This is a genomic window from Acinetobacter sp. ACNIH1 (assembly GCF_002934695.1).
GTDB lineage: Bacteria > Pseudomonadota > Gammaproteobacteria > Pseudomonadales > Moraxellaceae > Acinetobacter > Acinetobacter variabilis.
In genome coordinates this window covers 1385708-1401172 of record NZ_CP026420.1, presented here as the reverse complement: position 1 = coordinate 1401172, position 15465 = coordinate 1385708, and the positions used below count along the sequence as shown (strand labels likewise).

Genomic DNA, 15465 nt, shown 5'->3' with positions numbered 1-15465 from the left:
CCAAAGGGAGAGAGAACACCAAATATCGAATCTTGCACATATTTTGCTTAGAAATACATATATATCAATGAGGAACCAGTTATGGAACTCAACCCTACAGAAAAAGATAAACTGCTGATTTTTACTGCGGGTCTGGTGGCAGAGCGTCGTAAAGCCCGAGGTTTAAAGTTGAACTATCCGGAAGCCATTGCCTATATTTCTGCGGCATTGCTTGAAGGTGCGCGTGATGGCATGACGGTCAGTGAATTAATGCATTACGGTACGACCTTATTGACACGTGATGATGTCATGGAAGGCATTCCGGAAATGATTGCAGAAGTGCAGGTCGAGGCAACTTTTCCAGATGGATCAAAGCTAGTCACTGTCCATCAACCGATCGTATAGGAGCAGCATATGATTCCAGGGGAAATTTTTACACCTGAGAGCGATATTGAAATGAATGTCGGTCGGGAAATCTTGAAAGTGACTGTTGCTAATATTGGTGATCGACCGATTCAGGTAGGATCACACTTTCACTTTGCTGAAGCGAATGATGCCTTGCAGTTTGACCGTGAATTGGCCAAAGGCTTTCGCTTAAATATTGCTGCTGGTACGGCGATTCGTTTTGAGCCAGGACAAAAACGCGATGTGGAATTGGTTGCATTAGCAGGTAAACGTGAAGTTTATGGCTTCGCCGGGCGGATCATGGGCAAGCTCGATTCATAAAAATTGCAGCAGAATTATAAAGGTTTATAAATCATGAAAATGTCACGTCGTGCTTATGCCGAAATGTTTGGACCAACTGTAGGAGATCGTGTTCGTCTAGCTGATACTGAATTATTCATTGAAGTCGAACAGGATTTCACCACTTATGGTGAAGAAGTTAAATTTGGTGGCGGCAAGGTCATTCGTGATGGTATGGGTCAATCACAACTTTTGTCATCCGAAGTAGCTGACACTGTCATTACAAATGCACTGATTGTTGACTGGTGGGGTATTGTAAAGGCCGATGTGGGCTTAAAAAATGGCCGAATCTGGAAAATCGGTAAAGCCGGTAACCCGGATATCCAGCCAAATATTACCATTCCATTGGGTGCTGCAACTGAAGTCATTGCTGGTGAAGGACAAATATTAACAGCTGGCGGAATTGATACCCATATTCACTGGATCTGCCCGCAGCAAGTTGAAACGGCACTGATGTCTGGCACAACCACAATGGTCGGTGGCGGTACGGGTCCGGCAGCTGGAACTTCTGCGACAACCGTGACTCCAGGGCCTTGGCATATTGCCACCATGTTGCAAGTGATTGATGATTTACCGATGAATATTGGTTTATTAGGTAAAGGCAATTTAAGCCAGCCAGAGCCAATTGCAGAACAAATTAAAGCTGGTGTAGTTGGATTAAAACTGCATGAAGATTGGGGCTCGACACCAGCAGCGATTGATAACTGTCTGACTGTGGCCGATCAGTACGATGTGCAGGTTGCTATTCATACTGACACACTAAACGAAAGTGGCTTTCTGGAAGAAACTTTGGCAGCTTTTAAAAACCGAACCATTCATACCTATCATACTGAAGGTGCAGGTGGCGGACATGCTCCTGATATTCTAAAAGCCATTGGTCAACCGAATGTATTACCATCTTCAACCAATCCAACCCGTCCATATACGGTAAATACCATTGATGAACATCTGGACATGTTGATGGTTTGTCATCATCTAGATCCAGCGATTGCAGAAGATGTGGCCTTTGCAGAAAGCCGTATTCGTCGCGAAACCATTGCTGCAGAAGATATATTGCAGGACATGGGCGCAATTGCCATGATGTCTTCTGACTCTCAGGCGATGGGCCGTGTCGGTGAAGTAATTTTACGGACTTGGCAAACGGCGCACAAAATGAAAGTGCAACGTGGGCCTTTGGAAGGTGATACTGCCTATAAAGACAATAACCGGGTTAAACGTTATATCGCCAAATATACGATTAATCCTGCAATTACTCACGGTTTAAGCCATGAAATTGGCTCTGTTGAAGAAGGTAAGTTAGCTGATTTGGTATTGTGGAAGCCTGCATTTTTTGGAGTAAAACCATCTATGATTATTAAAGGCGGGATGATTGCAGCAGCGCCAATGGGTGATATTAATGCTTCTATTCCAACGCCACAGCCTGTGCATTATCGTCCGATGTTTGGGGCTTATCCGCGCGGGGTACATAACACCTGTATTACATTCCTCTCACAAGTTGCAATTGATGATGGCGTACATGAAAAATTAGGTCTGAAAAAGTTGATTTCACCATGTAAGGCGACACGCCAGGTCACCAAACAGGACATGAAACATAATAGTTATTGCCCTGTAATGGAGGTGCATCCAGAAACTTATGAAGTTCGTGCCGATGGTGTGCATCTGACCTGTGAGCCAGCAGAAGTGTTGCCGATGGCGCAGCGGTACTTTTTGTTTTAATTGCTTCTAAAATCCCTCTCAAAAGAGGGATTTTTTTCAAAGTATATTTGAGTTATATAATTTAATCTTTAGTGTTAATTTATCAAGACTAAAAAAAATGATTTTATTATGAACTTAGAAAAAATTTTACATGTACTTATGCAAGAAGTCTCAAGACCAGATTATTTAAGGCAATTTGAAAATATTAAATGTGATGATCAGTATTATTATCTCTATAAGCATTTAAGCTTTGATCCAAAGCTTCAAGTGTTAAATTTATTTAAAAAACTTCAATTAAAGTTTACCCATCCTGATAATTTTAATGATCCATATGATTGTATGGCATCTATTGAATTCAATAATGCGCCGAATGATGTTAAAGAAATTCTACATCAACATTTCTCTACAGCTAGGCTTTGTTGCACAAAGATTTGAAATGCAAAGCGCCCCTAATTGAGCCAAATTTAAGGCGTAACTTGGGTAAGTGGTCGACCTAATTCCGTAAATCTGTTGAGGACTGCTACACGTGCATGAATTTCATTCACCTGACTAGGAAAGCTTCTTGCCATTAATTTATCGCCTAATAATTTGATGCAATGCATCTTGGTTTCCACCAAACTGCGGCGATGATAGCCTGACCATTTTTTCCATAATGTCCTGCCTAAACGTTTAACTGTTCGAAGTAATTCATTTCGCTCTAGCGAGCTACTCTTTGTATCTTTCCATGGTTTCGCATTTTTTCTAGGTGGAATCACCGCATGTGCTTGCCGATCTGCAATGACCTGACGGCATTGCTTGGTGTCATAAGCTCCATCGGTATAAACAGAGTCAATCTGCTCATCTTGTGGAATCTGATTAAGTAAATCACCAAGCACCTGTGAATCACTGACATTATTGGTTGTGAGCTGAATAGCGCGTATTTGTAGGGTTTTGGCATCTATACCAATATGTAGTTTACGCCATTGGCGACGATATTCAGCTCCATGTTTCTTGCGTTTCCATTCGCCCTCACCTAGAAACTTCATGCCTGTAGAGTCTACGAGTAGATGCAGCCCATCGCTACTTTTTTGGTAGCTGATTGCAATATCAATATGCTTTTGTCTTCTACAAAGCGTACTGTAATCTGGTGCGGTCCAATTTAATCCGCAAAGTTTAATCAGACTTTGCACAAAGCCAGTGACTATACGTAAAGATAGACGGAATAAGGATTTAATCATTAAGCAGCATTGGATAGCTGCGTCGGAGTAGGTTTGATTTCGCCCTTGTTTGCCTTTTGATGGCGCATACCATTGCGTAGCAGGATCAAACCAAATGGCAATATTTCCGCGACTCATGAGTGCTCGGTTATATGCGGGCCAATTGGTTGTGCGGTAGATTTTGTGTGTAGGCTTCTTCATTTGAAAATTATATCGCTGAAAAAGCCTTTACAGATAGGTTTGTGCAACAAAGCCCTACAGCTATAAAAGCAAAGCTGAGTGTAACTTGTTTTAATAATAATCCATTAAATATGCTTATGTGGTCTCATTATGCTCAAAGCCATAAAGGTTTTTTAGTTGAATTTAAAATCCCACATCCTAATCCTAAAGCTATGGTACATGAGGTATTTAATGTCCAAGCTGTAAAATATCAGAATGAATTTCCAAAAATTCCTTTAGATATATCAAATCCATTAGCAATGTTTGATGTAGCAAATGGAGCAAAATTGCTGAATTTCGTTGCGAATCAATATTTAATAAAATCAACGGATTGGTCATATGAAAATGAATTTAGAACATTAGCACATGATTATGATTCTAGTAATTTTAATTCACTGTTAAAAGAAATTCCTGCAACTTATATATCTTCAGTGATTTTGGGGGCAAAGCTCACTAATCATGACCCAAATAAAATGGCTTTAATTGAATCAATTAATTATTTTAATAAATACTACCAACAAGATATTAAAGTTTATGAGGCTGTTCTAAAACCTAATAGTTTTAAAATCACTGTTCCTAATCACCCAATTCTAGATAAAAATACTAAAACTTTAGCAGCATTTTTATCTAATTAAACTTGTGGAATGATAAGAAATATTAGGAATATTTTTAAATTTCATAGATGTTCTATTATGGCGCATAAATTGCTTGTCACGATTATTCAATTTTACTGTTTGATATAACACATCAGGGATTAAACGTGACCAGCACATATCTACGCGGACAAGAACTCATAGATCAAATTCGAAACCAGCCTTATTCACGTGATTTGATTGGCTATCATGGCGATGTACCAAAAGTAGAATGGCCTAATCAGGCCCGTGTCGCAGTTCAGTTTGTACTGAATTATGAAGAAGGTGGTGAAAACCACATTGAACATGGTGATGCCGGTTCAGAACAGTTTTTATCCGACATTATTGGCGCAGCCAGCTTTCCAGACAAACACATGTCGATGGATTCTATGTATGAATATGGCTCACGTGCAGGTTTCTGGCGGATTCACAATGAGTTTAAAAAGCGTAATCTGCCGATGACTATTTTTGGGGTTGGGATGGCTTTAATCCGCAATCCTTATATAGTCGAAGCGATTAAAGAAGCCAATTATGATGTAGTGTCACATGGTCAGCGCTGGGTGCATTATCAGGACATGCCGATTGAACTTGAACGTCAATACATGGATCAGGCGATTAGCGTATTGGAAACCCTGTTCGGCAAAGCACCGATTGGCTGGTATACCGGTCGGGATAGTCCAAATACCCGTCAATTGCTGGCTGACTTTCCTCAGATTCAATATGACTGCGACAACTACGGAGATGACTTGCCATTTTGGAGCACATTGACCAATCAGGCAGGTGAAACACGCCCTCATTTGATCATCCCCTATACTTTAGAAAGCAATGATATGAAATTTAGTTCACCGGGCGGCTTTAATAGCGGGGAACAATTCTATCAATATTTAAAAGATGCCTTTGATGTACTCTATGCTGAAGGTGAAACTGAACCAAAAATGCTATCGATCGGGATGCATTGTCGTATTTTAGGGCGGCCGGGACGCTTTAAAGCCCTACAAAAGTTCCTCGATTATATTCAAGGTTATGAAAAAGTCTGGATTTGCCGACGGGGCGATATAGCAGCACATTGGTATAAATATCACGCACCAAAATGAGAAAAATATATTAAAAAAGAGAACCTTGAGTTCTCTTTTTTGCTTTATAAATCATATAAAAACACAAGATTAAGAAGATTTGGCACTGATATTGCAAAACCTGTACTGAACAAAAAATGAATATCATCAGGCGATTTAATAGTGCAACTCGTTGAATTTAATCAGGCATCTCCAGAAGAGGCCATTATCTTTTTAAAGCACTGTGTGCAAATACCGAGCTGGTCGACCCAGATTGAAGCAAAGCGTCCTTATGCAGCTGTTGAAGATGTATTGAATATAGCCAGACAACAGGCTGCAACTTGGACCTGGGACGAAATCAAAGCAGCTTTGGATAATCATCCACGTATTGGTGAAAAAAAGGCACAGGCTGAATTAAGCGAAGTTGAAAAAAACTTTTCCAATCGTGAACAGGCTGCGATAACTCAGGACGAAGCAACTCAGCAAGCTTTGCTAGAAGGCAATATCGCTTATGAAAAAAAATATGGCTATATCTTCCTGATTAAAGCGGCTGGTCTAAATAGCCAGGAAGTGCTGAATGCCTTGAAAGATCGTTTAGCAAATGATCCAGAAACCGAAAAAGGTATTGTCCATACGCAACTGGCGGAAATCGCTTTATTAAGACTGTCACAGGAGCTGCAAGCATGATCAGCACTCATATTTTAGATACGCATCTCGGCAAACCTGCATCACATGTGTTGATCAAACTTTTTGATGAAGAAGGTGCATTACTCGGAAAGGCATTTACCAATGCAGATGGTCGAGTCACCGATTTTGGTTTAACCGAATTTGAGGAAGGTGAATACAGTCTTGAATTTGCTACTTCTGATTATTTTGAAGGCTTAGGTCTGGAAACTTTCTTTCCTAAAGCAGTCATTCATTTTCAGGTGAAAGATGCCTCTCAGCACTTTCATATTCCTTTACTGATCAGCCCATTCGCGTACTCCACATATCGCGGAAGCTGATTTTTTATTTAAGCTTTGAGGGAGAGAGAAAGAATGACAGAACAAAGCACAAACATTTCACCTGAACATGAATATCTGGGTGCAGGCAAAAGTGCAGCTTATGGCTTGCAACATGTATTGACCATGTACGGCGGTATTATCGCACCACCACTCATCGTGGGTACTGGCGCAGGTTTGGAAGCTACACAAATCGGTTTATTGATTGCGGCTGCATTGTTTGTTGGCGGTCTGGCTACGATTTTACAAACCATTGGAGTGAAATATATCGGAGCCAAATTACCACTGGTACAAGGCGTTTCCTTTGCGGGCGTGGCGACGATGGTGGCGATCGTAACCACAGGTGGAGGCCTATCAGCTGTTTATGGTGCAGTCATCGTAGCTTCATTAATTGGTTTCTTCTTGGCGCCTTATTTTTCTAGAATTATCCGCTTTTTCCCGCCAGCCGTGACCGGCTGTGTGATTACTATTATTGGTTTATCACTTTTACCCGTAGCTGTTCGCTGGATGATGGGGGGTAATAAAAATGCACCTGAATGGGGAAGTGTTGAAAATATCAGCCTGGCCGTGATGACCTTGGCTATTGTGATCTGTCTAAACTTGAGCAGAAATGCCTCGATTCGTCGCTTATCTATTTTATTGGCGATCGTAATGGGTTCAGTGCTGGCTTATCTGTTTGGTTTTGGCGATTTTAGTAAAGTCGGCCATGGTGCATGGGTACAATTTCCGAGTTTCTTTGCTTTTGGCATGCCGACCTTTGAACTCAGTGCAATCATTTCCATGCTGATTGTGACATTGGTGATTATGACTGAAACAACGGCTGATATTATTGCTGTAGGTGAAATTGTTGGAACCAAAGTAGATTCAGAACGTATTTCCAATGGTCTGCGTGCAGATATGTTCTCAAGTGCAGTTGCACCGATTTTTGGTTCATTCATGCAAAGTGCTTTTGCACAAAACGTCGGGCTGGTTGCCATTACCGGGATTAAAAGCCGTTTTGTGGTCGCTGCTGGCGGTATGATTTTAGTGGTTTTGGGATTACTTCCAATTATGGGCCGACTAATCGCCGCAATTCCGGTTCCGGTACTTGGCGGTGCAGGATTGGTGCTATTTGGTACAGTGGCTGCGAGTGGTATCCGCACCTTGGCGAAAATAGATTATAACGAGCAGAAAAATCTGATTATTGTTGCAACTTCAATTGCAGCAGGCATGATCCCGATTATTGACTATTCTTTCTATGCCAATTTCCCTAAATGGTTCCAAACCCTGTTCCATTCTGGCATCAGTTCAACCTGTTTAATGGCGATCCTTTTAAACATTCTGTTTAATCATCTGCCAATGTTTAAGCCAAAAACAGAGGTTCCGGAAAAAGTCGCAGAAACGCTGCATTAAAGTTTGATTTCCTCCATATGCCCATGCCAGTCATGGGCTTTTTTATCAAAAATTAAAAAAGTTGGCTTTGTTCTTGCTTAATCCAGAATGAGATTTTTAATTCCATTGGGGAACCTTATTTATGAAATTTACTCAAGTTGCTGCTGCAACATTACTTGCATTAGGTGCAGCATCTGCACAGGCAAAACCAGTCTGGCAGGATTTTAGCGTTACTGGGCTTTATGGGGAAAACTATGAAGTTGTAGATGAAAAACAGGCAACCCTAACTGTTGAATACGCTGCAAAAGTTAAATATGCAGATGTCTTCTTTTTCATTGACCGTATGCGTGGTTCCGATGATATTAAATCAAGTTATTTTGAATTTTCACCACGTTTAAGTCTGGGTGAAGTTTCAGGCCAAAAGCTGGCATTTGGTCCAGTGAAAGATGTGCTGGTGGCAACGACTTGGGAAGGTGGTGAAGGTTTTGATAACTTCCTGTACGGTGTAGGTTTCGACCTGGCTATTCCAAAATTCAATTATGCCAGCGTAAATCTTTATCGTGTAAATAACGAAAATATGGAAGACGACTATCAGCTCACCTTGACCTATGGTGTACCATTTAAATTGGGTACTGAAGAATTCCTGGTAGATGGCTTCCTGGACTGGTCAACTGCTGAGGATGATCATGCGAGCGAGATGAACTGGACGACCCAGTGGAAATGGAATGTTGGCAAGCACATTTCTCCAGATACCAATTTATATCTCGGTATTGAGCATTCGGTTTGGAATAACAAATACGGTATTCCGGATGCAGATGAAAATAACGTGAGTGCTTTAGTGAAATATCATTTCTAAATACAACAAATAAGAAATTTAAAAGCCCTTATTGATAAGGGCTTTTTTAATGGGCTTAATTTTCAATAAAAATCTTTTCAGGAAAAGTATAAACGTCACAATTTGGACCAGTACCGATGCGATCGATCACCACAAAATCACTCGGAGCTTCAAAGGTCAGCAAAGGATGATGCCAGGTTCCGGCACGGTAATTTACACCTTGTGTGCCATTACTGATAAAAGCCTGAATTTGACTGAGATCAGGCTTTTCATGATCCAGATTAGGCGCAACCACAATTAAAAATTTCTGGCCATGCATTGGGATGAACGCTTGTGAACCGACAGGATGACGCTCCAGCATTTCGATTGCAAAGGGAATTGCTGTAGTCTGAATATTTCTAAAAATACTTAGACCAACTTTAGCATCTGTTTCAGCAACCGCCAGAGCATGATAACGCTCAGTCTGCTGATCATTAATATGGAAGAAATCATTGCCTTCACAAGCAATGACCTCGCCATAAGGCAAGAAACTTTCAGCAGTTAAGGGCTGTATTTTTATGCTTTGTATGCTCATAGATATAATTACTCAGGCAACTTTTCCCCACAGTCGAATCCGGCTAATGCCACCATCCGGAATCATGTTCACCCGAATATGGGAAATCTTTTCCTGTTTTAAGATTTCTTCAACAAAGCTATGAATATGATCCATCTGCATATCTTGTGCTTCAAGCAGGAATGGCCAGAACATACTTTGCGGAATTAACTGCTGATCAGTCGCATCTTCAATATAAATCGCTTGAATAGAAACTTGTGCAGGGAAGTTGCCTTTAAAATGCGCAGTATCAATCTCAATTTTTTCAATCTGACCACTTTGACCCAGAGCCAAGATACACCAGTCAAAGCCGGGTGCACGACGGCGCTTGGTTTCCCAGCCATCACCCATATTGATGCCACGCCCCGGATTAATCAGATTACGTGGATGGCCAAAGTGCGCATCACTATAGGCAATGACACGGCCGCCATTTTCCAGAGCGACCAGATCAACCACCTGATTGCTGTCCTGAACCTGAATTTTTACTTCACCATAGACTTTAAAGCGCGCCACACCACCGTCAGGGAAAATATTTAGACGCACATGCGTAAAGACTTCGTCTGAAGCAATATTAAAAATATGATGCTGGCTCGGACCTAGTATACTGTTTGGTAAAATTGAGTGCCAGGTTGCAGTGCTTAAGTCACCATTTGGTGCATAGCAGGCTTCAACTGCAGCAGAAGCCGGGTAGTTACCGGTAAAGAACGTGGTGTCGATATCCAAAGCTTTAATGGTTCCAGTCACACCTAGTTTGACAATGGCCCAGTCACAGCCGGCATGGCGCTTGCGGCGAGTTTCCCAGCCATCCATCCATTTGCCATGATCATCAAATTTATCTTCAACAAAAATTGGTGCATCAAATTGCAACATTCGTTTTGCTTCAGCAAAAAAATCATCTGAACATTCAAGAATTTCTGCACCAATCCGGCTATCAGCCAGGTTGGTAAGCTGCTGGATATGCGCAGGGATCTCGAAAATGGGTGCAAATAATGTTGCCATAACTATGTTCCATTCAAATTATGTTTAACGTGAATCTAATTTTTTATAAAAGTCTGTAATTCTGCTGAAAGACCTTATAAAAACAGGTTTTTAATGAATAGATGAATGCACGGCCTGTGCCAACTTTTGAGAAAAATCAGTGCATTATTTTCGAAATGGCACGCTTTTAGCTACACAGGGAGGAAGAAATACAATTTTGAGAGGAGTAAATAGATGGAGATTACAATTATTGGTGCAGGGATGGGGGGATTGACCACAGGAATTGCACTAAAAAAGTTTGGGCATAAAGTCACCATCTATGAACAGGCAGAAAAAATTTTACCGGTGGGCGCGGCAATCTCACTTTGGTCAAATGGGGTAAAATGTTTGAATTATCTGGGCTTAACTGAACAGGTCGCCAAGCTTGGTGGCCAAATGGATCAGCTGGCCTATATTGATGGCTTGACGGGCGACACCATGACCCAGTTTAGTTTATTGCCGTTAATTGAAGAAGTGGGACAACGTCCATATCCGGTGGCACGTGCAGATTTACAAAACATGTTGATGGACGAGTTTGGTCGTGAAGATATTCAGCTTGGCAAGAAGATGGTTGAGCTGCAAGAACAGGAAGATGGTGTTCTGGTTAAATTTGCTGATGGTACAGAAATCAAAACAGACCTACTGATTGGTGCAGATGGAACCCATTCCATTACCCGTACCTATGTACTGGGTGAACAGGTTGCTCGTCGCTATGCCGGTTATGTTAACTGGAATGGTCTGGTAGAAATTTCAGAAAAGCTTACTCCGGCAGATCAATGGACCACATTTGTCGGACAAGGTAAGCGTGTTTCGCTGATGCCTGTGGCAGATGGAAAATTCTATTTCTTCTTTGATGTGCCGTTGCAAGTTGGTTTAGAGAATAATCGGGCGGAATATAAAACCTTGTTGAAACAGTATTTTGAAGGTTGGTGTGCGCCGGTTCAGCATCTGATTGATGCGCTGGATGAACAGAAAACCAATCGGGTTGAAATTCATGATATTGAACCGTTTGCCCAGTTCTATAAAGGTCGTGTCGTAATTGTTGGTGATGCCGCACATAGCACCACACCGGATATTGGTCAGGGTGGTTGTCAGGCCATGGAGGATGCGATCTATCTGGCTCGGTCTTTACAGATTAATACGCTGGGTCTGGAAGATGCCTTGAAACGCTATCAGAACAAACGTAATGAACGTGCCAATGAGCTGGTCTTGCGTGCACGTAAACGTTGTGATGTCACACATATGAAAGATGAAGCCGTGACCAAAGAATGGTATGAAGAACTGCGTAAAGAGCAGGGACCGCATATCATGAAAGGGATTATCAGCAATATTATTGGCAATCCTTTAGATTAATTCTACGTTTAACCTCTTGGCAAAAAGCCCTTCATATTGAAGGGCTTTTTTATATTTAAATATTAGGGATTCGCTAATAGATTTTTTAGGCAGCAAGTAAAGCTTTCGCTGCCTGACGATGTGCAGCCTGAACCGCTTCAAGATCCAGATTTAGAATTTCCCGGTCTTTTACGACCCATTGTCCATTGACCATGACATGTTCAGCACGGTCTGCACCGCACATTAATAGGCCGGCAATCGGGTCATGAATCCCTGAAAAACGGACATCATCTAGGTTATAAAACGCTAAATCTGCCTGAAAATCTGGTGCGATTTGTCCTAGGTGCTTTTCACGTCCCAATAACTGTGCCGAGCCTTGTGTAGCCCAGGTTAAAGCACGTTCAGGTGTAATCACTTCTGCACCATATTTTAAGCGCTGTAAATACATCGCTTGGCGGGCTTACAGAATCAGGTTAGATGCATCACCTGAAGCAGAGCCATCCACACCTAGACCAATGACTGCACCTGCTTCCAGTAAATCTATGGTTGGGCAAATCCCTGAAGCCAGACGCATATTGGAATGTGGACAATGACAGATACCGACCTGAGCCTGTCCTAAGCGTTGGATCTCATCAGCATTAAAATGAATGCCATGCGCCAGCCAGGTTCTGGAATTAAGCCAGCCTACACTTTCCAGATAATCGACGGTACGCATGCCAAATTTGGACAGGCAAAATTGTTCTTCATCCAGTGTTTCAGCCAGATGGGTATGCAGACGTACATCCAGTTTTTCTGCCAGTGCAGCACTTTCTTGCATAATTTCTTGTGTGACTGAAAATGGTGAACATGGTGCAAGCGCAATATTGACCATGGCATCAGCACTACGCTGATGGTATTTCTGCACCAGTCGTTCTGAATCCAAAAGGATCGTATCCATATCCTGTACGGTATGTTGTGGTGGCAGGCCACCAGAATCTTCACCCAGACTCATGGAACCACGGGTCAGCATCACACGAATCCCTAATTGTTTTGATGCTTCAACCTGAACATCAATGGCATCGGACAGCTGCTGTGGAAATAGATAATGGTGATCCGCAGCAAAGGTACAACCGGAAAGCAGTAATTCAGACAATGCAATTTGTGTGGCTAGATAATGCTGTTCAGTATTCAATTTGGCCCAGACTGGATATAAGGTTTTTAGCCACGGAAATAGCGGAGCATTTACCACAGGAGCCCAGGCACGGGTTAAGGTCTGATAAAAATGATGATGGCTATTAATCAGTCCCGGTGTAATCACTAAATTCTGGGCATCAAAGAATTGGTCATAAGGCGATGCTGGGGTTCGTCCTAGAGCCACCAGTTCAATAATTTTGCCATCACAAATGACCAAGCCACCACGGGTATCCAGATCATTCTCGGTAAATACAGCGAGAGGATTTTTAATCCATAAGGTTGTCATATCTTTTTTCCAATAAGTTTTATTTGTCCTGCATATGAATCAGGCAGCACATGAGGCATTAAGCTGTTGTAATTTGATTTTCAAATCTTCCATCTGGTCGATCAGATGGTTCATCATGATTTGTGAGATACGGGAAATTTGCCGTTTCGGTGCCACACAAAGGGCAAGGGTCAACGGATGCATCCCTTTTTCAATGATCGGTTTAAACACCAGTTCATCACGCTCTAAATAAGGCAAGGCATCGATGTAGGACAGTACCCCAATCCCTAAGTTGCGCTCTGCCAGAGAGGTAATCATGCGAATGTCATTACACTCCAGCTTTTGCTGTGGCATAAATTGGTGATGTTTATACAGGCTATAGACATAGTCATGAATGATTAAAGGGGCACAGGGAATGAGATGCTTAAAGTATAAAGTGTCGGAAAAATAGATTTTTTCTGCCTGAGCTAAAGGATGAGATTTGGCCATCACAAATCCAACCGGGATTTCCACAAAAGACATGACTTCGAGCTGATTATGACTTTTAGGATTGAGCAGAATGCCAAAATCAACTTCAGCATCCATAATCATTTTAGAGACGGTATCACTTTCCTGAATCTGGATATTGAAATTGATCCAGGGATAGTTTTCATACATATATTGCAGGGAATCTAAAACGAAACCGTCACTGAGTGCCGCAATGAGCCCTAGTTCAATGCTGCCGCGTGATAAACCCTGAATTTCATCAAAACGTACACAGGTCTGCTGGAATTCTTTTTGCCATTTGAGTAGATCCGCATACAGTAATTCACCCGCTAAAGTTAGCTTCAGGCCACTCGGTAACCGTTCAAAAAGCACGATACCAAATTCTTCTTCTGCCAGAGTGATCTGACGATGAATCGCGGAGACGGAAATATAAAGCTGATCAGCTGCTTTTCTGAGGCTGCCTGTTTTGGCTACGGCAATAAAATATTCTGAAAATCTTGAAAAAGTAATATTCATAAAATCACGTCAATCCACCTGCACATCGTTTTAATCACATAATTTTCAGCTAGAAATTAAGTGATTCTGGTTCTATCAAGTGGATAAGCGATTTCTGTGCCAATTTTCAAAGAAATGGAACGGTAGAAGTTTTGTGTTCTATTTTTTGGAACATGGGCTACGAAACATTCTAATAGACAGCAGAACAGGCATTTGGCTAATTTTATTAAAGAACAACAAGGCAGCTTAATGAGAGAAAAATTTAAGCCGTTGTAATGCGATAAATATTTGTGAGTGAACTATGAATGCGATCCCGGTGCTTAATTTATTCAGTCAACCGCACTGTAGCGGCTTTGACCCATCAGACTGGAATATCCTGGCTCAGCATTGGTATCCAGTTGCCCGTATTCAGGATGTGAGTACTACGCCACAACAGGTACAACTACTGGATGTAAAGATGGCCCTATATCAAACTGAGAGTGGCAGCATTCATCTGGTTCGTGATATTTGTCCGCATCGTGGTGTGCCATTAACCAAAGGCTGGGTAAAGGGTGAAGAAATCATTTGTCCTTATCACGGCTTGCATTACAACACACAAGGAAAATGCACCAAAATACCGGCTCAACCAGAACTGACTAACATTTCGGATCGTTTTACTTTAACCAAGTTTCCAGTGGTCTTGAAATATGGTCTGGTCTGGACCAGCTTATTTAGCCGGAATGAATCCGAAGCTAATTTCCCTGATCTGGATACCTGGGACAGCGCAGAGCATCAATCCATCCTGCCTCCATTTGTTGATATCAGCGGTTCAAGTGGCCGGCAGTTGGAGGGCTTTATCGATGTAGCGCATTTTGCCTGGGTGCATCATGAATCTTTTGCTTCACGTGATAACCCGATCGTGCAAAAGTATTCCACTGTGCGCACCCCTTATGGCTTGCATACGGAATATGTCAGTGATGTCAGCAATTATCCGCATGGCCTGCAGCATCTGGCACCAGAAGGATTCCTGTGGAAACGTGTGTTTGATGTTTATCCACCATTTTCAGCGATTTTAACGGTGCATTTTCCAGAAAATGGCATTCTGAAAATTCTGAATGCCTGCTGTCCGGTATCTCACAATAAAACCCGCTTATTTGTGCCGTTGACCCGTAATTTTGATACGACTGGTGATCTGCAAGCAGTTTACGATTTTAACGCACAGATTTTTTCTGAAGATCAGGACATGGTCGAAAGCCAAAAGCCGGAGGAGTTACCTTTGGATATTACGATGGAAGCGCATTTTGAAGCTGACCGTTCTTCAACGACCTATCGCCGCATTTTGGCGGAATGGGGGCTAAGCAAACGTTATATTGTTTAAATTAAATTTCCTCCTTTATGCACT

General features: G+C 41.9%; 16 protein-coding genes and 1 pseudogene. 12 read left to right on the top strand and 5 right to left on the bottom strand.

Translation table 11 applies throughout. The annotated features are described in order from the left end of the window. Nucleotides 1–81 precede the first annotated feature (81 nt). From ureA to C3F22_RS06885, 4 genes are all read left to right on the top strand, one after another. Nucleotides 82–384: an urease subunit gamma gene (gene ureA / locus C3F22_RS06900; RefSeq protein ID WP_004785859.1), complete on the top strand. Its 303-nt coding sequence runs from the start codon at nt 82–84 to the stop codon at nt 382–384. A 9-nt stretch (nt 385–393) separates the two neighbouring features. Next, nucleotides 394–705 (top strand): urease subunit beta, encoded by a 312-nt coding sequence (locus C3F22_RS06895; protein ID WP_004785857.1) that lies wholly within the window; start codon nt 394–396, stop codon nt 703–705. A gap of 33 nt (nt 706–738) precedes the next feature. Next, complete coding sequence (gene ureC, locus C3F22_RS06890) at nt 739–2439, top strand: urease subunit alpha (RefSeq protein WP_004785855.1); 1701 nt, start codon at nt 739–741, stop codon at nt 2437–2439. A gap of 108 nt (nt 2440–2547) precedes the next feature. Then, entirely contained in the window at nt 2548–2853 is a 306-nt protein-coding gene (locus C3F22_RS06885) for a hypothetical protein (RefSeq protein WP_228203581.1), read from the top strand. A gap of 29 nt (nt 2854–2882) precedes the next feature. On the opposite strand, the gene C3F22_RS06880 is transcribed toward C3F22_RS06885, so the two are convergent. Continuing rightward, nucleotides 2883–3815, bottom strand: a complete 933-nt coding sequence (locus tag C3F22_RS06880; RefSeq protein WP_000743268.1) for an IS5-like element IS17 family transposase — start codon at nt 3813–3815, stop codon at nt 2883–2885. Between the two features lie 41 nt (nt 3816–3856). Here C3F22_RS06880 and C3F22_RS06875 point away from each other — a divergent pair, with 41 nt between their 5' ends. The 6 genes from C3F22_RS06875 to C3F22_RS06850 all read left to right on the top strand — a co-directional run bounded on the left by C3F22_RS06875 (nt 3857) and on the right by C3F22_RS06850 (nt 8745). Further along, nucleotides 3857–4468, top strand: coding sequence for a DUF2971 domain-containing protein (locus C3F22_RS06875; RefSeq protein ID WP_228203580.1), 612 nt, complete (start codon nt 3857–3859; stop codon nt 4466–4468). A gap of 125 nt (nt 4469–4593) precedes the next feature. Beyond that, on the top strand, nt 4594–5559 hold the full coding sequence (puuE, locus tag C3F22_RS06870; RefSeq protein WP_004785850.1) for an allantoinase PuuE: 966 nt from the start codon (nt 4594–4596) through the stop codon (nt 5557–5559). Nucleotides 5560–5700: 141 nt separating this feature from the next. Next, nucleotides 5701–6204 (top strand): 2-oxo-4-hydroxy-4-carboxy-5-ureidoimidazoline decarboxylase, encoded by a 504-nt coding sequence (gene uraD, locus C3F22_RS06865; RefSeq protein WP_004785848.1) that lies wholly within the window; start codon nt 5701–5703, stop codon nt 6202–6204. Then, nucleotides 6201–6521 (top strand): hydroxyisourate hydrolase, encoded by a 321-nt coding sequence (gene uraH, locus C3F22_RS06860; RefSeq protein WP_004785846.1) that lies wholly within the window; start codon nt 6201–6203, stop codon nt 6519–6521. The genes uraD and uraH overlap by 4 nt, the downstream gene beginning before the upstream one ends. A gap of 33 nt (nt 6522–6554) precedes the next feature. Further along, nucleotides 6555–7910, top strand: a complete 1356-nt coding sequence (locus C3F22_RS06855) for a nucleobase:cation symporter-2 family protein (protein ID WP_004785844.1) — start codon at nt 6555–6557, stop codon at nt 7908–7910. Between the two features lie 121 nt (nt 7911–8031). Continuing rightward, on the top strand, nt 8032–8745 hold the full coding sequence (locus C3F22_RS06850) for an outer membrane protein OmpK (RefSeq protein WP_004785842.1): 714 nt from the start codon (nt 8032–8034) through the stop codon (nt 8743–8745). A gap of 55 nt (nt 8746–8800) precedes the next feature. Here the strand turns inward: C3F22_RS06850 and C3F22_RS06845 are convergent, their stop codons facing one another. After that, a complete protein-coding gene (locus tag C3F22_RS06845; RefSeq protein ID WP_004785840.1) occupies nt 8801–9298 on the bottom strand; it encodes an ureidoglycolate lyase in 498 nt (165 codons plus the stop codon). Nucleotides 9299–9310: 12 nt separating this feature from the next. Further along, nucleotides 9311–10315 carry an allantoicase gene (alc, locus tag C3F22_RS06840; RefSeq protein ID WP_004785838.1) on the bottom strand — a complete coding sequence of 335 codons (1005 nt, stop codon included), beginning with the start codon at nt 10313–10315 and terminating at the stop codon, nt 9311–9313. 213 nt (nt 10316–10528) lie between these two features. Here alc and hpxO point away from each other — a divergent pair, with 213 nt between their 5' ends. Beyond that, nucleotides 10529–11686 carry an FAD-dependent urate hydroxylase HpxO gene (gene hpxO, locus C3F22_RS06835; RefSeq protein WP_004785836.1) on the top strand — a complete coding sequence of 386 codons (1158 nt, stop codon included), beginning with the start codon at nt 10529–10531 and terminating at the stop codon, nt 11684–11686. An 85-nt stretch (nt 11687–11771) separates the two neighbouring features. Here hpxO and C3F22_RS06830 read toward each other — a convergent pair. Continuing rightward, nucleotides 11772–13124: pseudogene (locus C3F22_RS06830) on the bottom strand (8-oxoguanine deaminase). A gap of 39 nt (nt 13125–13163) precedes the next feature. Continuing rightward, complete coding sequence (locus tag C3F22_RS06825; RefSeq protein WP_004785832.1) at nt 13164–14105, bottom strand: LysR family transcriptional regulator; 942 nt, start codon at nt 14103–14105, stop codon at nt 13164–13166. 280 nt (nt 14106–14385) lie between these two features. Between C3F22_RS06825 and C3F22_RS06820 the strand changes: the two genes are divergently transcribed. Next, entirely contained in the window at nt 14386–15441 is a 1056-nt protein-coding gene (locus tag C3F22_RS06820; RefSeq protein ID WP_004785830.1) for an aromatic ring-hydroxylating oxygenase subunit alpha, read from the top strand. Nucleotides 15442–15465 lie beyond the last annotated feature (24 nt).